The 19,573-nt window shown below is 58.8% G+C and carries 25 protein-coding genes and 1 tRNA gene; 21 read left to right on the plus strand and 5 right to left on the minus strand.

What is annotated here, in order from left to right:
- Window positions 1-2: 2 nt before the first annotated feature.
- From HP555_RS10985 to HP555_RS11015, 7 genes are read left to right on the plus strand one after another with little or no spacing between them, the layout of a single operon-like run.
- The gene (locus HP555_RS10985) at window positions 3-1,196 is read left to right on the plus strand and encodes a hypothetical protein (RefSeq protein ID WP_199262435.1); all 1,194 of its coding nucleotides are present in this window, start codon (window positions 3-5) and stop codon (window positions 1,194-1,196) included.
- Between the two features lie 58 nt (window positions 1,197-1,254).
- Window positions 1,255-2,211 carry a hypothetical protein gene (locus HP555_RS10990; RefSeq protein WP_199262437.1) on the plus strand — a complete coding sequence of 319 codons (957 nt, stop codon included), beginning with the start codon at window positions 1,255-1,257 and terminating at the stop codon, window positions 2,209-2,211.
- Window positions 2,212-2,249: 38 nt separating this feature from the next.
- Entirely contained in the window at window positions 2,250-2,537 is a 288-nt protein-coding gene (locus HP555_RS10995; RefSeq protein ID WP_199262439.1) for a hypothetical protein, read from the plus strand.
- Window positions 2,534-2,857 (plus strand): hypothetical protein, encoded by a 324-nt coding sequence (locus HP555_RS11000; RefSeq protein WP_199262441.1) that lies wholly within the window; start codon window positions 2,534-2,536, stop codon window positions 2,855-2,857. The genes HP555_RS10995 and HP555_RS11000 overlap by 4 nt, the downstream gene beginning before the upstream one ends.
- Complete coding sequence (locus HP555_RS11005; RefSeq protein WP_199262443.1) at window positions 2,854-3,279, plus strand: hypothetical protein; 426 nt, start codon at window positions 2,854-2,856, stop codon at window positions 3,277-3,279. The genes HP555_RS11000 and HP555_RS11005 overlap by 4 nt, the downstream gene beginning before the upstream one ends.
- Before the next feature lie 36 nt (window positions 3,280-3,315).
- Window positions 3,316-4,278, plus strand: coding sequence for a phage tail tube protein (locus tag HP555_RS11010; RefSeq protein WP_199262445.1), 963 nt, complete (start codon window positions 3,316-3,318; stop codon window positions 4,276-4,278).
- 13 nt (window positions 4,279-4,291) lie between these two features.
- The gene (locus tag HP555_RS11015; protein WP_199262447.1) at window positions 4,292-4,705 is read left to right on the plus strand and encodes a hypothetical protein; all 414 of its coding nucleotides are present in this window, start codon (window positions 4,292-4,294) and stop codon (window positions 4,703-4,705) included.
- A gap of 26 nt (window positions 4,706-4,731) precedes the next feature.
- On the opposite strand, the gene HP555_RS11020 is transcribed toward HP555_RS11015, so the two are convergent.
- Window positions 4,732-5,121 (minus strand): hypothetical protein, encoded by a 390-nt coding sequence (locus HP555_RS11020; protein ID WP_199262449.1) that lies wholly within the window; start codon window positions 5,119-5,121, stop codon window positions 4,732-4,734.
- Here HP555_RS11020 and HP555_RS11025 point away from each other — a divergent pair.
- From HP555_RS11025 to HP555_RS11095, 14 genes are all read left to right on the plus strand, one after another.
- Window positions 5,090-7,969 carry a tape measure protein gene (locus HP555_RS11025; protein WP_199262451.1) on the plus strand — a complete coding sequence of 960 codons (2,880 nt, stop codon included), beginning with the start codon at window positions 5,090-5,092 and terminating at the stop codon, window positions 7,967-7,969. The two genes, HP555_RS11020 and HP555_RS11025, sit on opposite strands and share 32 nt — an antisense overlap.
- Entirely contained in the window at window positions 7,970-8,794 is an 825-nt protein-coding gene (locus HP555_RS11030; protein WP_199262453.1) for a hypothetical protein, read from the plus strand.
- On the plus strand, window positions 8,794-9,669 hold the full coding sequence (locus HP555_RS11035; RefSeq protein WP_199262455.1) for a hypothetical protein: 876 nt from the start codon (window positions 8,794-8,796) through the stop codon (window positions 9,667-9,669). The genes HP555_RS11030 and HP555_RS11035 overlap by 1 nt, the downstream gene beginning before the upstream one ends.
- A 1-nt stretch (window position 9,670) precedes the next feature.
- The gene (locus tag HP555_RS11040; protein ID WP_199262457.1) at window positions 9,671-9,997 is read left to right on the plus strand and encodes a hypothetical protein; all 327 of its coding nucleotides are present in this window, start codon (window positions 9,671-9,673) and stop codon (window positions 9,995-9,997) included.
- A gap of 1 nt (window position 9,998) precedes the next feature.
- Window positions 9,999-10,292, plus strand: a complete 294-nt coding sequence (locus HP555_RS11045; RefSeq protein ID WP_199262459.1) for a hypothetical protein — start codon at window positions 9,999-10,001, stop codon at window positions 10,290-10,292.
- Window positions 10,292-11,857 (plus strand): hypothetical protein, encoded by a 1,566-nt coding sequence (locus HP555_RS11050; protein WP_199262461.1) that lies wholly within the window; start codon window positions 10,292-10,294, stop codon window positions 11,855-11,857. The genes HP555_RS11045 and HP555_RS11050 overlap by 1 nt, the downstream gene beginning before the upstream one ends.
- Window positions 11,854-12,651 (plus strand): phage BR0599 family protein, encoded by a 798-nt coding sequence (locus HP555_RS11055; RefSeq protein ID WP_199262463.1) that lies wholly within the window; start codon window positions 11,854-11,856, stop codon window positions 12,649-12,651. The genes HP555_RS11050 and HP555_RS11055 overlap by 4 nt, the downstream gene beginning before the upstream one ends.
- Before the next feature lie 12 nt (window positions 12,652-12,663).
- Window positions 12,664-12,897 carry a hypothetical protein gene (locus tag HP555_RS11060; protein WP_199262465.1) on the plus strand — a complete coding sequence of 78 codons (234 nt, stop codon included), beginning with the start codon at window positions 12,664-12,666 and terminating at the stop codon, window positions 12,895-12,897.
- Window positions 12,897-13,142 (plus strand): hypothetical protein, encoded by a 246-nt coding sequence (locus HP555_RS11065; RefSeq protein ID WP_199262467.1) that lies wholly within the window; start codon window positions 12,897-12,899, stop codon window positions 13,140-13,142. The genes HP555_RS11060 and HP555_RS11065 overlap by 1 nt, the downstream gene beginning before the upstream one ends.
- A gap of 86 nt (window positions 13,143-13,228) precedes the next feature.
- Window positions 13,229-15,325, plus strand: coding sequence for a phage tail protein (locus HP555_RS11070; RefSeq protein ID WP_233249155.1), 2,097 nt, complete (start codon window positions 13,229-13,231; stop codon window positions 15,323-15,325).
- A gap of 27 nt (window positions 15,326-15,352) precedes the next feature.
- Window positions 15,353-16,051, plus strand: coding sequence for a hypothetical protein (locus HP555_RS11075; protein ID WP_199262471.1), 699 nt, complete (start codon window positions 15,353-15,355; stop codon window positions 16,049-16,051).
- Between the two features lie 95 nt (window positions 16,052-16,146).
- Entirely contained in the window at window positions 16,147-16,635 is a 489-nt protein-coding gene (locus HP555_RS11080) for a glycoside hydrolase family 108 protein (protein WP_199262473.1), read from the plus strand.
- Between the two features lie 9 nt (window positions 16,636-16,644).
- Entirely contained in the window at window positions 16,645-16,896 is a 252-nt protein-coding gene (locus tag HP555_RS11085) for a DUF7940 domain-containing protein (protein ID WP_199262475.1), read from the plus strand.
- 197 nt (window positions 16,897-17,093) lie between these two features.
- A complete protein-coding gene (locus tag HP555_RS11095; RefSeq protein ID WP_199262478.1) occupies window positions 17,094-17,480 on the plus strand; it encodes a hypothetical protein in 387 nt (128 codons plus the stop codon).
- On the opposite strand, the gene HP555_RS11100 is transcribed toward HP555_RS11095, so the two are convergent.
- From HP555_RS11100 to larE, 4 genes are all read right to left on the minus strand, one after another.
- The gene (locus tag HP555_RS11100; RefSeq protein WP_199262480.1) at window positions 17,470-17,700 is read right to left on the minus strand and encodes a hypothetical protein; all 231 of its coding nucleotides are present in this window, start codon (window positions 17,698-17,700) and stop codon (window positions 17,470-17,472) included. The two genes, HP555_RS11095 and HP555_RS11100, sit on opposite strands and share 11 nt — an antisense overlap.
- 86 nt (window positions 17,701-17,786) lie before the next feature.
- Window positions 17,787-17,863, minus strand: a tRNA-Pro gene (locus HP555_RS11105).
- A gap of 226 nt (window positions 17,864-18,089) precedes the next feature.
- Window positions 18,090-18,488 carry an HU family DNA-binding protein gene (locus HP555_RS11110; RefSeq protein ID WP_269846873.1) on the minus strand — a complete coding sequence of 133 codons (399 nt, stop codon included), beginning with the start codon at window positions 18,486-18,488 and terminating at the stop codon, window positions 18,090-18,092.
- Window positions 18,489-18,535: 47 nt separating this feature from the next.
- Entirely contained in the window at window positions 18,536-19,339 is an 804-nt protein-coding gene (gene larE / locus HP555_RS11115) for an ATP-dependent sacrificial sulfur transferase LarE (RefSeq protein WP_199262490.1), read from the minus strand.
- Between the last annotated feature and the right edge of the window lie 234 nt (window positions 19,340-19,573).

Consider the following 19,573-nt stretch of genomic DNA (forward strand, 5'->3'; position numbering starts at 1 on the left):
CGATGAGTAAAAAATGGTTGGATACCCCTTGCTTACGGGCGAAACCAGCAGCGGTTGACCGTGAATCCAGCATTATCAGCGGCATCAAGGTGTGTTCTGAAGGTGAGGCCAAAGGGCATGGGGTCTGCCTGGACAGCGAGTTTATAGAGACGGTCAGGCAGCAGGGAGCAGCGGCAAAACGGGGTGTCAAGGCTCGGTTCGGCCACCCCAACATGTGCAGCGAGTCGTTAGGGACCTTTATCGGAAGGTTTAAAAATTTCAGCAGCGGCACAACGGTCCGTGAAGACGGCAGCGTTGCCGTCTGTTGTTTCGCCGACCTCCATTTGAGCCTGACCGCCAGGGAAGCGCCGGCCGGCGACCTGTATGCCTACGTCATCTCGATGGCCGAAAACGAAGCCGATATGTTTGGAACCTCCGTCGTTTTTTCGCAGGGAAACCGATACAGGCGCAACGAGAAGGGCGAAAAGGTGTACCCCCGCTTGAAGGACGGCCGGTTGAACGATGAATTTGACCGGGTGGGTGGGCCTGATTTTGTCGAGTGCAAAAATCTGATCGCCTGTGACTGCGTGGATGACCCGGCCGCAAATGACGGGCTTTTTTCGGCGGACGCCGGCGCCACTGTTGCCGGCCGGATCACCGAGTTTTTAGATCTGCATCCGCACGTTTTCCAGATACTGGAAAACAACCCGGAGGTAATAGAGGCGCTTGCCGGTTACGGCGACAAGTTTGATGAATTTTTTACCCGCTATCGAGCATACCGGGCGAAACAAAAACAGGAGCATGGACCAATGAAAGAAGAGAAAACGACCACCGCTGATCCCCAAATCCAGCAGACGGAAACGTTGAACGCGGTTGATGGTGTTGCCGGGGAGCTCCTTGCCGCCGAACCGCTCATTGACGTGAAGGCGGAAGTTGCGGCGGCGCTCAAGGCTGACCGGCAGCGGCAAGCCGACATCCGTGATCTGGGCCGCCGCTTCGGGTTTGATGCCGATGCTGAAATCTTTGCCAACAGCGACAAGAGTTTGTCCGATTTCCAGACGCACATTCTGGCAAAATCGCCGGATGCCTGGAAAGCGTCCCTGGCGATCAAAAACCCGGCGCAACAGGAAACCGAATCCGACAGTCGGGAGCTGGCGGAGGGTTCGGCCGTTGTCGCCAAAATCAAGGAAAAACGAAAAGCCCGTTTCGGCAACTGACCGGCCCCGGTGCCGGCGCGCCCCAATCACAATAATTTGATTCTCAAGAGGTAACACCATGGCATTAACTCTCTCAACCGCCCAAATCCTGGACCTGGTCATGGACGCCTTCAAGGTGCGTCTGCCCTTCCTGGTTACCGCCTTTGCCACCGATTTCAGCGATGAAAAGGCAAAGCTCGGCCAGACCGTCACTGCCCGCATTGCTGGTCTGCCCACGGTGCAGGACTATGACGCCACCACCGGCTACAAGGCCAACGCCGCCGAGTCCAAAACCTTAATGAATGATGTGCCGGTGGTGATCAACCGTCATAAGCACGTGCCGATCAAGCTCGATTTCCTGGATGCGGCCTCCACCGTCAGCCAGATCAAGCTGCTGGAAGAGTCCACCATGAACTGCGGCTATGTCCTGGCAAAAAGCATGGCCGATTACTGCCTGTCACTGGTGCTGGCCGCCAATTTCAGCCAAGTCTCGACCTTCACCGCCGCCAACAGCGACCTGGACATGCTGGCGAACATCCGCGAAGACTTGAACGCCGTCGGGGCGAGCACCTTGGGCCGGTTCGGAATCGTCGGATCCGGCGTCATGACCACCCTGACCACGGATAGTCGGGTTGCCAGCGGTGATTATTACGGTCAGCGGATCGGCGCGGAAGCGCTGGGCCACCTCCAGGGTATCCAGGGTTTTGCCGATATCTGGGAATATCCGGACATGCCTGCCAATGCCCACAACCTGATCGGATTTTTCGGCACCAAGGAAAGCATTGTCTTGGCGACCCGCGTCCCCACCGACGCCAACGAGATTGCCCGGGCGGCAGGTATCCCGCAGATCGCCAGCTTTGAGACGCTGACCGACGAGGACACCGGCTTGACCCTGTTGGGGATCAAGTGGGTCGAGACGGGCACCTTCGACGTGTACTGCACGGTGGCGGTCATGTACGGGGCGGTTGCCGGCAGCCAGGGCGGAGACGCTGGAGATAAGACCGACTACGCCGGGCATCGACTGGTTTCCGCCTAATCCCGGCGGGAATTGAAAACCCTTAACCGGATAACGCCATGAGACAATTTATCGTACTCGGATTTTTGAGCAACAGCGCAAACACCCCCGGCGAGTGCCTGTACCTGGGCACGGACCGGGGGGCGGCAATGGAGACGGTCAACGAGCAGGGCGAGTATGCCCGTCGCGAACTGTACGAGCTGGCAACCCCGCAACTGCGGCGGCACGCTGCGGTTGACCCGGAACCCGGTGACGAAGACGGTGACCCGGAACCCGGTGACGAAGACGGTGACCCGGAACCCGGTGACGAAGACGGTGACCCGGAACCCGGTGACGAAGACGCATGATTGAGTTCGAAATGGACCAGGTCATCAATCACGAGACAGGCGTCCAGCCGATGATCAACGGGGTGCAATCGGCCATCTGGATCATACCCATGCTTGATCGTTCGACTTCGTTTTCCGGGGGTGCCTTTGGCGGCTCATGGGGAACCATCGATCATGTCGGGCCGTATGCCATCGCCACCATGAATGATGTCGAGGGCCTGGGTTTGGCCGCTGGTGATGATGGCGACACCCTAACCATCAACGGCACCGACTACACCCTCCTGGCTATCGATCCGGATGGCCAGGGCGGCGCTGTGCTGAAGCTGGATGAACAACCATGATGCGGGCCGATATCGCCCAGGCGATCAAAGGCATGCTGGCGGCTACCGGCAAGTTCGGCGCCGTGTGCGGGCTTGGCAGCGACAAGCCCGCGTATCCGCTGGCCCGGGTGTGGATCAACGGGTGCCCCAGGGACGGCAATATCGACAACACCCCGGACGCGCTCCTCGATCTGCGCGTGGCCGTGCAGATCGAGACCTGGCTGCCGAAAGACAATGACGGCAACAGCATCGACACAGCGCTGTACGACCTGGTCGACACGGCGTTTGCCGGGTTGCACAACAAAAAAATTCCAGGAAAGGGCACCCTACCCCTGATCGCCTACGATCACCCCGGCCTGGGAGCATACAGCAGCGACGGCCCGGCCGTTTACACCATCCAGGTGTCGGTCAGGGTGGCGCCGCAACACTTTTCAATCACTTGACACCGGTCCGCCTACAACTGGGGCCAGGAGAACAGCATGCAAAACGCACAACAAGGAATGATACTCGGCGGAGATCTCTATTTCGATTTTCTGACCGATGCCGGCGCTTCCACCGGCTTCGGCCTGGCCGGCAACGCCAACCGGCTCATCCCCAAGGTGGAAAGCGAGACCCTGGAGAACAAGCTCAACGGCCGCGACACCCTGGGACAGACCGGCGACTCCTACACCCGCATCACCAGTTCCACCATCTCGTTCACCATGAACCGTTACGATCCCGATATCGTGGCCGCGTTCTTCATGGGTTCGGCGGTGGACCTGCCCGCCGTCGCTGCCGAGGCCTACACGGCCACGGTGACGGCAGACCATGGCGAGTGGGTGTCCATCGGCACGTCCCGCCTGGTCACCTGCGTGGTCCGGAACTCCACCGACACCATCACCTATGCGGTCGGCGAAGATTACGAAGTCGATCTTCTCCTCGGCCGGATCCGAACATTGGCTGCCGGCGACATCGTTGACGCCGCCACGCTCCATGTCAGCGGCACCGCTGCCGGGCCCTACACGGCCACGGTGACGGCAATCTCCGACAAGTGGGTGCCCATCGGCAAGGACGGCCTGGCCACCTGCGTGGTCAAGAACGCCGACAACACCCTCACCTATACGGTCAACGAAGATTACGAAGTCAATCTGCGCCTCGGCCTGATCCGGGTGTTGAGCGGAGGCGATATCGTTGCCGGTGCGACGCTCAATATCAGCGGCGCCGTGGAAGCGGCAACCGGCCGCAAGATCACCGGCGGTACCCGGCCGGTCATCAATGTGGGGCTGCTGCTGGACGGGAAAAACTACGTCAACGGCGCCAATGTCAAGCTGCGGGTCTGGCAGGCGCAGATTCGCGGGGACGGTGATTTTGATCTGCTTGCCCAGGATGGATTTCCCGCGCTGCAATTTTCCGGGACCATGGTCACCCCGGCCGGCAAAACCGCGCCGTTTGAACTGTGGTGATGGGATGCCGGCAATGCAGAAAATCAAGACAATCCAGATAGGTTCCAGGTCCTTCACCCTCAAGGAGCTGCCGGTCCGGGCGGTGTGGGACCTGGTCAACAATGAACAGCAGGAAGCAGCGGTCAACATGGTCGACCGCTGCCTGGATCTGCTCCGCATGGCCTGCCCCGAGCTGACCCAGGAGGTGCTGATGGATCTGTATCCCTCGGAAGTCGAGGAGCTGTGGCAGGGATTCCAGGAGGTGAACGCCGCTTTTTTGGGAGTGGTGCGCCGGATCGGGCTGATCGATATCCTGATCGATTCGTTGAAGCCGGTGATGATGGCGGAATTCGGCAAGGCAATGCTGACCTTGACCGATGCATCTGCCACCTCATTACCTCCGGCCACGGACCAGTCGTTTGGGACTACGGATACAGCTTCTTCCTGACCGCGCTCAATTGTCTGGTAAAACCGTCAGGGAAATAGGAGACGCACCATGGCGGCGGCGCCCCAGGCAGCAATCATGAGCAGCGGCAGGCCCACCAGGAGGCCGAAGACCAGCAGTTTGCCGGGCTGCAGCAGGGACAGCAGGGCATAAATACCAGGCCCGGCAAAAAGAGCGAATATAACGAGAGGCAGGTTCCAGCGCATGGCGACAAACAACAAAAGAATCGAAGTTATCATTTCAGCGTTTACCGCTGAATTTGAAAAAAGATTACGCGCTTCCACGTCGTCTGTCAAGGACCTTGACGCTGCTTCCCGGCAGGTGGAACGAGGCGGACTGTCAGCTGCCCGGCGTGGCGTGCAGTCCATCTCCCAGTCGCTGGAGAGCATGCGCCGCGCCGCCATCGCTGCTTTTTCCATCAAAGCCATCCGGGGGTATGCGGCCGGTTTCGTGCAAACCGCCGATGCCATGCGCGCCATGGATCAACGGCTGCTGCTGACAGCCAGGAACACCAACGATTATGCCGCCGCCCAGAAGACGGTGGTGGAGATAGCCAGGGACGCACACCAGGGTCTGGGCGAGGTTGCTCAACTCTACACCCGCATGGCCCAGGCCACGGCCAACCTCAATGTCAGCCAGAAGGATCTGGCCGAGGTGACCCGCACCGTGGCCCTGGCCACCGCCTTGTCGGGCTCGTCGGCCCAGGAAGCAGCCGCCGGCCTGCTCCAGTTCTCCCAGGCCATGGGGGCAAACAGGCTCCAGGGCGATGAGCTGCGCTCGGTCCTGGAAAACATGCCGATATTGACCAAGGTGTTTGTCGACGCGGCCGGTGGCTCCATTGCCAGGCTCAGGGAGATGGCCACGGCCGGAGAGCTGACCACCGAGTGGATGATCAATGCCATCAAGGCGGGCAGGGACACCATCGAGGCCCAGGCCAAGGCCATGCCCGTGACCGTGGGCGCGGCCATGGCCGACCTGCGCAACGAGGCATCGATATATATCGCGTCGGTGAATCAATCGACAGGAGCGACCGACAAGCTGGCGGCAGCGATCAAGTGGTTGGGCACACATCTCGATACGGTTGCCCAGGGCGGGTTCCTGGCGCTTTCGGCCGCGCTCTCTTACCTGGTCGGCCGCGGCTTGTCGGCGGCAACTGCCGCTATCAGCGGGTTTATCGGCAAGCTCGCCGTCACGCCTGTGGTTGCATCGGCGGCCACCGCTGCGGTCTCGGCCAACGCGCGGGCCTTGACGAGTTACGGAGCAGCCGCATCGATAGCCACCGCGCAAACAGCGGCCAATACCGCTGCCCAGACTGCCGCGACCGCCGCCCAGACTGCCGCCGGAACGGTGATGTCCCGTCTGCCGGGGGCATTGCTCGGCCTCGTTAACCCGATCACCGCCGTCACCACCGTCCTTGGACTCGGCGCCGCCGCCTGGTTGACGTGGGGCCGGTCGGCGGATAACGAGCTGGCCAAGGCAAAAGGTAGGGTGGCCGAGCTGCAACGCACGAATCAGATGCTCAAGGAACTCTCGGACCCCAGCCTGCGGTTGCAGGCAACGTCCAGGAACATTACCGCCGCCCGGGCAGAAGTGGCCAAGCTGGAAAAGGACCTTGCCGATGCGGTGGCCGAACCATCCGGGATTCCTTTTGATAACACCATCGGGCGGACCGCCAGGCAGCTCGAAGAGGCCCGCAAAGATCTCAAAGACAATGAGCAGGAACACGCCGAGATCCAGGAGAATATCCGGCTCACGACCGAGCAGCGCGGTGCCAAGCAAATCGCGGTGGAGATGTCGGTCACCGACGAGATCAGGAAACAAAACGAAGAGCGCCGCAAGTTAACGGCAAGCAAGCTCGAGAACGACCTGGCCGAGATCGAGAAGAAGCGGCAGGCTGAACTGAAGTCCATCGAATCGCGCTTCCAGGGCGAGGATGGGGTGCGGGTGCGGCAGGCCGTCAATGCCCGTTTCGACGCCGAGGCCGCCAAGGCCAGGGAAGGAGCCGCCGAGAAATCGGCCAAGAAAGGAGATGCGGCGGCGCGCAAGGCCGAGGCCGAGGCCAAGCGCCGGGAAAGGGAACTGCTCAAGGAGCAAAAGATTCAGAGCAAGATCGATGCAGAAACCTTGCGGGCCGAGAGCGAAAAAAGAATTTTGGCGCTGGAAGGTGAAAAGCTCGGGGCTGAACGGCTTGGCTCGGAACTTGAACGGGCTGAGGCGTTGCTGGAGATCAACCGGAAGATCGCGGCGGAACGCATTGCCCTGAAAGAGCAGGAAGCCCGGCTCATCGCCGACGATCCCAACAAGACGCAGGCCGACCTGCTGCGGGCACAATCGGAGATCACCAGAGAAAGGATATCCGCCTTACAGCAGGAACACACCGATCTGGCCTCAGTGGCGAGCGCCGGATTGGCGGACATCGAACAGGCCTGGCGACGCGGGACCGGGTCGGTCGAGGCGTACCGGCAGGCGGTGCAGGAAGCCCTGGCAGCCGGCGTCATCCTGGAGGAAGAGGCCAGGGATCGTATGATCGCCTCGGGCGACGACATGGGCGCGGCGCTCAGCCTGGGCATGCAGCGGGCGCGGGAGCGGATGCAGACCGACGCCGAGATGATGATCCAGATCGGCACCGAACTGGGAGACCGCATTTCGGACGGGCTGGTCTCGGCCTGGGACAGTTGGATCCAGGGAACCGCATCCGCCAAAGAGGCGCTGATCGACTTTGCCCGCTCGACCATCTCCTGGCTCTCCCAGGTGATCTTGAAGCAGATGCTGATGAACGCCCTGATGGGTGCGCCCGGCACCACCGGCGGCGGCCTGCTCGGCATGCTGGGCATGGCCACGGGCGGAACTGTCCAGGCCCTGGCTTCCGGCGGATCGGTGCGCGGCTGGAGTCCGTCCCGGACCGCCGATAACATCACGATCCGGGCCACTGCCGGCGAGTTCATGCAACCGGTGCGGGCGGTGGACTATTACGGCCTCAACTTCATGGAGCGCATCCGGCGGCTGGAGCTGCCGCGCGACATCGCCCATGCCCTGGCCGGTGGAACCGTGCCCTCCGTTCCTTCCGGATACCGGCTCGCCCAGGGCGGCATGCCCGAGGCAGGACCCCAGACCACGGTCAAGGCAGGCGACACCAAACTGCGGGTGATCAATGTGCTCGATAAGAACATGGTGGGCGATTTTCTGCGCACCGCCGACGGCGAGACCGCCATCATCAACATGATCCGGCGCAACGGCGCCACCATTCGCACGTTAATAGGGGGTTAAATGGCCTATACCAGCGGCACGGCATCACATTACAAGGAGTTGCTCTCCATCCTCGCCACCTTCGCGGCGGCCAACGGCTGGACCATCCTGGAACAGAGCGAGACCAGAATTTATTTACGTGGCGAGGGGTTGAGCGGGCTGGATGAGATCTATGTCGGCGCCGAAGCTTACGAAAACACCATTGCCGGGTATTACAACTGGCGGGTGGCCGGAGCATGGGGATGGCGGGCTGGTCGCGCCGTTGACGCTCATCCGATGAGCAGCGCCCTGCGCTATCTCTATCTGTGGAACACCGCCATCCCGTATTGGATGTTCGGCCATGCCGGGCGTCTGATCGTGGTGGTCAAGGTGAGCCATGTTTATCAGATGCTGTACCTGGGCTTTGGCCTGCCTCCGGCCACCAGTAATCAATACCCGTATCCGCTCATTATCGGGGGTTGCGGTACTTCAGGAACGGCTCTCTACAGTGCCACCGGCAACAACAATACCATGTTTTGGGCCAACAACGCACCAACAGGGCTCATTTGCCGCCCCGGTGGCGACTGGGACCAGATTGGCCCGGCCAACTGCCCGCCTCTTAATGTGGGCTGGCGGTTTGTATCATCTGTACAACCCGCTGTAGACGGGTCCTATCTGCTGGAGGAAATCTTTGTGACCGACAGTAACCGCGCATCTATATACTGCGCTCTGGACGGTATCTATCGAGTCAGCGGGTTTGGTAATTCGGCGGAGAACATCATTACTGTGGGCGGTATCAACTATCTGGTAGTGCCGGACGTGTATCGATCAGCTATTGAAAATTATTGCGCAGTGAGGATGGTGTAATGGGGTACGCATTGTTTCCGGACGCCACGGTCGATCAGTTTTTGGAAAATTTAAAGACTACAGCAGAAGCGTATGGGTGGGGGATCGACTATTGGGGCACCTATAGTGGGGCGAATTATCGGCTACATCTGCATAACACCGCCAGCGCGCATTTTGATTTTGTGTATAAAAATGCAAATTTAGCAACGGTGTATGGGTGCACTGGGTATTCAGCTGGTGCAGCCCCAGCAGCCCAACCAAACGCCAGTGCAGGGATGGACGTATATGTAATCCGATCTCATTTAATTGTCGTCGGACCGGACGCTATCTTTATACGCCATGCGTCATCTTCTGTTGCCGAATCACGGGCTTGGCAGATCGGGGCCATCACCGAAAAGGTAGGCAATTGGCCTGGGGTTGGTGTGTGTATATCGGGGGTAATGGCGCAAATACTGGCTAATTACAGAAATACATTATGGGGGGCGCACACAACCGTAAGCGGTGATATGGCTGCTGTATCTTCTGTCGGACTGATCAGTCAAGTTTTGCTGGGTGGAGGATGGACAGCCAACGCCGTTAAAATGTACAATAACTACCCGGTAGACACTATCGCCTCGGCAGCGGAGAGGGGAATTCTGTTTAAACAGCCAATGGCATATAGTGGTGGAATTTTACCAGTGCCGTTGCTCCTATATAGGGTTACCTCCGCATCACCAGTATTGCTGCAGCCCATAGGCTATGCACCTGGAGTTTTGTATGCATATGGTGGTGATGTTTACCGGGAGTTCGATGTTACCATTATTAATGGGACAAGGTGGTTGTGGGTTTGCCAAGAGTATAATGATGGTAGTGTACCACCAAATATGCTTGTACAAATACCGGCATTAGGAGGTTGACATGGGACTTGTCGCAGCAGCATCGGGCATACAAACGGCCCAGGTTGGCTCTGAGCATGTGCTGGCCACCAACACCACCACCGGAATTTTTGTCTTGGTAGTGGACACCAACGACATGGCAGTCGGCGACAGCCTGACCCTGCGCATCAAGACCATGGCCATCGGCGGCGGAGACACCCGTTTGGCGTATACTCTGAACTATGCCGACCTGCAGGGTGAGCCGGTAAAGTATTCGGTGCCAGTGCCGAGTAATAACAGTATCACCTGCACCCTGGAGCAGACCGCAGGCACAGCCCGTACCTTCCCCTGGAGTTTGTTGCGGGCCTGACATGAATCTGCTCAAACATTCTCTGCTTTTGACCCATGGCACCGTCTATGGGCGGATTGATCCGTTACCCTGGTTTGACCTGTCCCCCAAGTCTACCAATATAGATCAGTGGCATAATCCGGCCTATGATTGGAAAGTCGGCCTGTTCGAGCAACGAGCCATGGCCGCCACCGTAACCGGACCAATGACTGACAACTCACCAATAGATTTTATCCACTGGACGGTAGCGGGTGCGGTTGACATGTCCGCCATGACCCAGTGGCAAGGCTGCCTCAAGCTACTGAGGCATATCTGATGGCTGATATCGGCACACTAAACCCATTATCCCTGGTACCTCTCGCTGGCCTGTCTGCACGCTCCACCAACCATGCGGCGCAGTGTTACATCATCGATGAGGCTGCCGTGCGCGATGTCGGGTATGTCACCAAGGACAAGAGGGTTGTCGTCTGGCTGTGGAACGGCTCCGCCACCGACGCAAACCTGACCAGGATCAACGGCAACGGCGAACAGGCGGACGGCATCGGGTGGGACGCCACCCCTCCCGACCTGCTCATACAGGGGACATCGCAACGGATTGTCATCACCGTAACCATCGATGGGCCGCTGGAATACGAGGCCCTGCTGACCTTTCTGTCCTCCTGTGCCCATAGCCCGACCTTGACCATTATCGGCACCAGGGCGCCACACCTGAGCGGCGATATCGCCTACCTGCTCATGCCACACAATTGGGAGAACGGCCTGGATGAGTCGCTGGCCTGGAAGACCGATGTGCTGGTAGCCCACGATCGCACCGAACAGCGCATCCAGCTCCGCACCCTGCCGCGTCGGGCCTGGGACCTGCGGCTGGTAGTGGCCGGCGCGGCCAGGCGCAAGCTGGAAACCTGGCTGGGGTTGCGTAAAACCCGCTACCTGTTCTCGCCGGTATGGCGGGATGAAGCCCGGATCACCGCGGCCATAGTTGCCGGGGCTTCCATTGTGCAGGTTGGCACCGGATACCTGGATTTTGCCGTTGGCAGGTGGCTGGTGGTATACGATGCCTGGGATCACTTCGAGATCCGCACCATCACCGGCATTGGCATCAATTACGTGGCCGTGGACGCGCCCTTTGCCGAGGAGTGGCCGGAGGGTTCGCTGGTGGCGCCCTGCCGCTACGGCATCGGCATCGAGCAGCGGCGGGTGTCCCGCTTCACCGAGAGCGTGGGCGATTATCGCATCCGCTTCGAGGCTCGCGACGAGTCGGCCATGCCGGCCATCGCCACGCCCGATACCTACCGCGACCTGGTGGTGTGCCCCTTCGTGCCCTCGTGGACGGGCGGCGAAGAGACCTGGGACAACAAGTGGGTGCGGCTGGATAACGATACCGGCGTCATCGAGTTCGATATCCAGGCCATCGAGCCGGTGCTGTCCAGGGCGGCCCAGTTCCGCCTGATCGGCCGGGTCGGGATCGACACCTTCCTCCGCTTTCTCTTTTACTGCGCCGGGCGACTTTCGCCTTTCTGGCTGGCGGCCACGGATCGCGGGTTTGAACTGGCCCTGCCCGCACCGGCAGGCGCCACAGCCATCACCATCGGCAATATCGGCTATGAGTACGCGTTTTCCGGGTCACCGGCCCGTGAGCATATCGAGATGATCGCCACGGACGGCACGATCATCCGCCGGCGGATCATGGCGGTGGAAACCCTGCCCACCGGCGAGGAACAGCTCACCCTGGACAGCGGCCTGCCGATGGATATCTCGGCCTCGACCCTCAACCGCTGCGCCTGGCTGGAACTGTGCCGGCTGGACAGCGATGCGATCGATCTCAAGTGGTGGGGCCATGACTGCGTGGACGCCACCCTGCCCATCGTGGTGCTGCCATGAGTTACACCGCCCGCGAGCAATCGGCCTACGACGGCCATCCCCTGGAACTGTACCGCTTCGCCCTGGGCGGAGAGCAATGGCTCTACACCAGCGCCGATCATGAGGTTGCCTACGGGGCCGACCTTTATCAACCGGCATTCATCAAGCGGGGCGGCTTCACCAGGGGCGGCGACACCCGCAAGTCGACCATCGAGATCGAGGTGGCCGCCGGAAACCCGGTGGCCCTGCTGTTCCGCACCGGTTGGCTGGCCGCGACCATGGTGGTTACCATCTTCCGCCACCACCACGAGGATTCGGAGTTTTCCGTGCTGTGGAAAGGCCGGGTCACCGGCTGCCGGTGGTCCGGATCAATGGCCACCCTGACCAGCGATAGCGTGTTCACCCTGTTTCGCCGAGCCGGGCTGCGACGGGTCTATCAGATCGGCTGTCCGCATGCCCTGTACGGGCCGGGCTGCGGCCTTAACGCCAATGCCTGGCGGGTGCAGTCGACCATCTCGGCGGTGGCAGGCAACCAGGTAACCGTGGCCGGCGCCGGGGCCTATCCCGGCGGCTGGTTTGCCGGCGGCATGCTCCTGGCCGGGGCCGAGTACCGGCTGATCACCGCCCACAGCGGCAATATCGTCATCCTGGTCGATGCCGTCGACAGTGCCGTGGCCGGTGGACCGGTGAGTTTATGGCCTGGGTGCGACCGGGCCATGGCCACCTGCAACAACCGGTTCGGCAATCTCGACAACTACGGCGGACTGCCGTTCCTGCCCGCCAAGAATCCGTTTTCCGGCGACGCCCTGGTCTGAGGAGGTAACGAGATGTGGCAACTGGTGGTATGGATCGGCCTGCAGATCGTCTCGGCCCTGTTGTTCCGGCCGAAAAGCAACAATCAGGCCAACATCACGCCCGGCGAGGTGTCGGCCACCACCGTGGATGCCTCCGGGCCGGTGCCGGTGCTATTCGGGACCCGGCTGATCACCGGCGCCAACTGCATCTGGTACGGCGATGTCGGCACCACGCCGATTGTCAGGTGTAATAGGGGGAAGAAGTGATGGATCGGAGGGTGTATTTTTGGCATTTGAAGGCCCTGGGCTACTGCAACCGGCAGATGCGGGTGTGGTGCAAGAGCCATGGCATTTCCTGGCGTGGCCTGATCAACGATGGCATCGATGCCGACCATCTGCTCTCCATCGATGATTCGGCCATGGCTCAGGCTGCCGTGGCCTTTGCCGAGGCGTCCGACTGGTCGGCAACGCCAATGCCCGGCGGTACAGTGATTGCAAAAAAATGTCTGTGAGGTGAGGTGTGGGTGGCGGAAAGAAACAGTGCGCAACAGTAGGCTTCCGATACTATGCCGGGCTGCATCTGGTGTTCTGCCATGCCATGGACTACCTGCTCAAAATACGGGTCGGGGAAAAAGAGGCCTGGACCGGAGTGGTGGGCGGCAATACCGCCATCCGCATCAACCAGCCGAATTTGCACGGCGGCGAGGAACGCGAGGGGGGCGTGGTCGGTACGGTGGATGTCTGCTTCGGCGGCGCCGACCAGGGTCGCAACGGCTATCTCCAGTCGGTGCTGGGGGCCTACATCCCGGCCTTCCGGGGGTTGTTCGGTCTGGTGGTGCGCAAGAGCATGCTGTCGGCCAACAATCCCTACATCAAGGAGTGGTCGATTCTCGGTCGTCACAGCCGCATCGGCTGGCGGGACGATCTGGCCGACATCGTCGCCCCCGACGGCCACGTTGATATGAACCCGGCACACATCCTCCTGGAGGCCCTGACCAACACCACCTGGGGCGGCCTGGGCTATCCGTTGGCCGACATCGATCTGCCCAGCTTCCAGACCGCCGCTATTCTGCTCAATGTGGAGGGATTCGGGCTGTCGCTCCTCTGGGCCAAGAACACCAGCATCGAGGAGTTCATCAAGATCATCTGCGACCACATCGATGCCAAGGTGTTTTACAGCCACGTCACCGGCCTGCTCAAGATCAAGCTGATCCGCAACGATTACAACATCGGCGCCCTGCCTATCCTCAACGAGTCAAACATCATTGAGCTGGTCGACTTCACCGGCCCGGCCGCCACCGAAGCTGTCAATCAGGTCACGGTCAACTGGGTCGACCGCGACAACCAGCCGCAGGCGGTGACCGTGCAGGATATCGCCGGCCTGGCCCGCACCAATGGCCAGGTCAACGCCGTGACCCTCGATTTTGTCGGTATCGCTTCACCGACCCTGGCGGCTGCGGTGGCCGGCAGGGAACTGCAGCAGTTGTGCATGCCCATCGCCTCGTGCACCCTGGTGATCAATCGCACCCAGAGCCGGCTGGAGCCGGGCGACTGCTTCAATTTTACCTGGGGTCCGCTGGGGATCGCCAACATGGCCATGCGGGTCGACACGGTCGAAGTGGGCCTGCACACCGACAGCCAGCTCCGGATCACGGCGGTGCGCGATGTCTACGGACTGGGGGCGATCAACCTGACCACGCCCGAATCCAGCCTATGGACCAATCCGATCAACGCCCCTGCCGCCGCCGTGCGGAGACGGGTATCGGAGATCACCTGGTGGCAGTTTGTCCAGGAATATGGCGAGTCGGCTGCGGTGATGGCCGAGCTGGACGATACCTCGACCATGGTCATCTGTTACTGTCATCGGCCCAGCGCGGACGCCATCAATTACGAGATGTGGACCCGCAACACCGGCGGCGAGTGGGTGCACCAGGACACCGACAGTTTTCCGTGGGTGGGCAGCCTGGCGGCTGCGGTGGGTCCGGAGGTCGAGTCGACCCTGGTCATGCTGGACGCCATCGACTCCAACCTGGTCAGAGCCGGCGCCTACGCGGCGCTCGGTGACGAACTGGTGGCCATCACCGGCGTTGACGCGGCAGCCGGGACAATCACCGTCGACCGGGGCGTGCTCGATACCATCCCGGTCAGCCATGCGGAGGGAGCCTATCTGTGGTGCCATGAGAGCTTGTTCGGACTCGACCGCACCGCACGGGTGAGCGGGGAGTCGGTGGATGTGCGCATTCTGCCGTCAACCGCCATGGGCCGCCTGTCCCTGGCCGATGCGCCGACCAACAGCCTCCTCACCGTGGGACGGATGATGCGGCCCTATCCGCCGGGTAACGTGCGGATTAACGGGTCGAGGTGGCCGGTATCGATCGGAGCGGCCGAAGAACTGATCGTCACCTGGGCGCATCGCGACCGGATCACCCAGACGGTTTCCCTGGTTAGCCAGGACACCGGCAATTTTGGACCGGAAGCCGGGGTGACCTATACGCTCCGGATTTACGGCGAGACCGGCACCCTGCTCCGTACCGTCACCGGCGTGACCGGGACTGCGTACACCTATGCCTCGGCCGATGAAATCGCCGACAGCGGCCTGGGTCGGCTCAACACCAGCCTGCGCGTGGAGCTTGAGAGCGTGCGTGGCTCGCTGGTGAGTCTGCAGCTGTGGGATCTCGCCGTGGCGAGGAGTTGACGAGTGTCAGGTTATGGATGCGCTGATATGGATGCACTGGTCATAGCCCCAGCCCCGACCAACCTGGTTGTCAAGGCCGGAGCGGACATCCTGTCGGCTGGATGGAATACGGTTATTGATGCCGATGGATATCAGGTGTCCATGGTGGTTGATGGTGCAGAGGTGTATGGCCTGTTTGTTTCAGATTCATCGGTCGAGATCAATCCGGGCAGGCTGGCGGAGATAGGTGGTCCATGGCCCAGCTTTGAGATCCGTGTTGCCGCTCTGGTCAACAACATGCCGGGAAGATCATCGGCGAGGCGCCGAATCTGCCCTATTACGAGCTGGAGGCATGATTCTGTGTTTTTTGAGGATATCAATTTTTGGTTACCGGTTATCTCGGCCGTATGTGGCATGGTTGGCGGTATCTTCCTGGCCGGCAAGAAACAGGGCGCGCACGAGAGTGTTGTGGAGCGCCAGGGCAAGGATATTGAAGGTATTAAGGATGAGCGTTCAAAGCTGCTGGCAGACCTTAAAGAGGCGGTCTGTGATGGCTTCAGGCTGGCCATTGCCGAGTTGCGCGTTGAGCAGGCTCAGCGCCACGGTGGCCATGATGCAGCCCTGGCAGCCCTGGCCGTTAAGATGGCTAGCGCTGAGAGTGATATTGTTGAGATCTTTGGCCGGCTAAACCGTCGGGAGTACGATTACGGCCGCCCCGAAGGTGATCGCCGGAAAAACATTGCATGAACCCCTGGTTCTGGATGCGGCTGCTACGGTGGTGTCTCATCCTGGCTACGATTGCAGCAGCCTGGCTGCTGATAAAGGTTTACACGGAGGAGCTGGTGACAAATTTTGATAGGGCAATTGTACACGTGTTGGCTAACGAGGGCGGATACAGCAATAACCCCAAGGATCCCGGCGGGGAAACCATGTGGGGCATTACCAGGGCCACAGCCACAGCTGCCGGTTATAGCGGAGAAATGAAAGATTTACCTTTGCGGATTGCAAAAAAAATCTATAGGGAACGCTATTGGCGGCTGGAATACGAGAGGATGCCCTATGTGGTGGCGGTGCAGGTGTTTGATGCGGCCGTGAACTCCGGTCCGGTTGCGGCTATCAAATGGCTGCAACAGGCGGTGGGTACCAGGCAGGATGGTGTTATTGGTCCGCTGACCATGGCGGCGGTCGGGCGGCGCGATCCATTACAGATCGTGCTCCGATTTTGTTCAGCTCGGTTAAAATTTTTAACCAGTCTGCCAACCTGGCCATCGTTCGGCCGTGGTTGGGTTAACCGGATTGTCGGAAATATGCTCATTACTGATAATGATTAAGAGGTGAATGTGAATCTGAAACTGATACCGGAATGGAAAGATGGGCTGAAGATGTACTCCGTACAGGTGCAGGCTGTTATTGGCAGCCTCTGCGCCATCTATCTGGCAATCCCGGAAAAACTGCAGGATAAAATCGAGATGTGGTGGCTGTTGGTGCTGTTTATGGTGTTGGTGGTGGTTGGCATTGTCGGCCGCCTCATCGACCAGGGCATTACCGTCCACCATAAGGGGCGTAGTGATGATGCACCAGCTGACCGTTGATAGTCGCCACTGCCGGGGGCTGCATCTCTGCCACCAGTGTGAGGCCATTACACCGGGCCTGGTGCATTACTGTGAGATGCACGGCAGGGTGTTGATCAGCTGGCCTAATACGGCCGCGAAGCAGCCTCTGCTGTCTAAATTGATTGTTAATTGCCCGGACCGGGCAATCATGATGAAACCTGTTGAATGAGAGGTGTATGATGAGAGTGGTATTGTTTTTTTCGTTGATGATTGCGTGTCTGTTTCCGGCTGGTCCGGCTGCTGCCTATGATGCGGTGTTTAATTTCAGCCACGCGGCTCCGGATACGGTCAAGGAGTTTAAAGTCAAGTACGGCCCCACAACCGGCGGGCCGTATCCGTACACCGTGGAGTGCGGCAAGCCGCGGCTCCGTAACGACGGGACCTACAATTGCACCGGCAATAATATCAACCTGGATCCCATGTATGCGGTGGCCTATGCCTACGATGAGGCCGGCGGTGAATCTCCGCCCAGTAATGAGGCCATGTACGATCCACCACCAATAGCCCCAAAAGAGCTTAAATATACCATCACTGGTACGGTGGTGCTCACCCCTACCGACTGATAATATCCTGGTCGACGGCCGCTGCGGCCCGATAACCCTGGACCGCTTCCGCCGCTACATGGAGTCTTCGCCACCCTCGATCGAGGCCCGGCGGGCTCTCCTTCTCAACGTCCTGGCCTCGCTTTACCAGTGCCGGATCATCGCCTGGATGCGCGCCAACCCGGCGAGAGAGGAATATCGTGGCCTCCTGATGCGGTGATTTCCACTGTCCGCTGGACAATGGAATAAAAAAAAGCCGGAAGCAGTAAGCTCCGGCTTATCCCTGGTAAGCATTGGTAAGCATTTTATCAAGCAATGTCTTCTAAATGGTCGGGAAGAGAGGATTCGAACCTCCGACCCCAGCGTCCCGAACGCTGTGCTCTACCAGACTGAGCCACTTCCCGATCCAGATTTTTTTTTACATCTCTACATAGTGGATAAGTATGTTTTGGAGGCTTCCATTTAGCATGGTTTTATTGCTCTGTCCAGCCATTTTCATTGAGAGGCAACCCCGAAACACTGGAGCAATACTATGTATTGCTCACTGTGCTCTGCAGCACTTTAAAGTGTCTCTTCACAATAAAAAAAGCTGACGAGCTGCCAGCTTTTTCACCATTTTACAGTTACCTGTCAGTTGACGGCATCTGTTAGTTTGCTGCCTGGTTTAAATTTAGCGATTGTCTTAGCAGGAATCTCAATCGGAGCTCCAGTACGCGGGTTTTTCGCTGTCCGTGCCGCACGCTTGACAGTTGAAAACGTTCCAAAACCAATCAAAGTCACTTTGTCGCCTTTGCTCAAAGCGCTTGATACAGCCATCAGCATGCCATTTAATGCTTTTTCTGCTGCGGTTTTACTGATATCCGCTGCCTCCGCCATGGACTCAACCAATTCCTTCTTATTCATTCTTCCCTCCAAGAAATTTAAACATCGCCACTGCTTTGCCCGGCAATAACTGCCAGAGCAGCATCTGTTGACAACGAACAGAGGAACTAAAATCAAAAAAGGAATCTTTGTCAAAGAAAAAAACATTCCTCTTGTTGGGCGGGTATCGTGCACCAAAAAGAATGTCCTTTGACTCAGCCTCTTCCTGCCAGATCAAGAAGCACGGAGTCAACACCGTAGCGTCGGAAAAAATCGAGCACTGCCAAGCGGATGCTTACCTCTGAAAATGTTGAAAATTCATTGTTTTGAATAGCAATATGCACTGTGTCGTGCCGATGTGGATTGAGATACACCCGACAACCAATAAATCCAAATCGCCGCAGTCCCTCTTCAAAGAGTGCCACCAATTGCAATCGTTCTTCGTTGATAGACATACCGGTTGGAATCCTGGTTGCCAGGCAAGAGGCAGAAGGCCGATTCCAGGTTGTCAGATTCAATTGACGGCTCAGCCCCCGGACATCATTTTTATCAAATCCGGATGCAACCAGAGGTGTTTGCACCTGAAGTTCATCAATTGCACGAAGCCCGGGACGATGACTGTTAAGATCGTCGCAGTTGGTTCCATCCAGCAAATACGAGTATCCACGCTCTTGCATCCGTGTACGAAACAGCTGGTACAACTGTCTTTTACAATGATAGCAACGGTTATCCGGATTCGTGATAAATGTATCCCATTGCAGGGGGGTAACTTCGACAATATCCAGACAAAGATCCTGCTCACAGTTATTTTGCACAGCCCACTGCTGTACGTGCTCAATCTCGCCGGGAGTCTGTAACGCCGATCGTGCAAACAGAGCTAGAACATGACGTCCTCCCAGGACATCAAGAGCACACTTTAACAATAAAGAGCTGTCGGCTCCTCCGGAAAAGGCCACAGCCACCCTTCCATAACCTTGCAGAATAGACTGCAGTTGTTTCTGTTTTCTCTTCAGGCTCACCTGACCACCTCCTTGAATTTTCTGAATGCCGGGAAGCAGGTGCCTCTACCTATATCATTGACATTAACTGCAACCTTTCAATGTTTAAATAATCGAATTAAAGAACACCGCATGAGGGCTGGAAGCAGCCGGAAAACCACACCTCATGGAGGTACACAACAAATGTGATTTGGACTGTTTAGTAAGCCTTTTGGGGTGCATATATTTCACATCTTTTTTACTTTTTCCAATTGC

It is taken from the genome of Desulfobulbus oligotrophicus, from assembly GCF_016446285.1.
Lineage (GTDB): Bacteria > Desulfobacterota > Desulfobulbia > Desulfobulbales > Desulfobulbaceae > Desulfobulbus > Desulfobulbus oligotrophicus.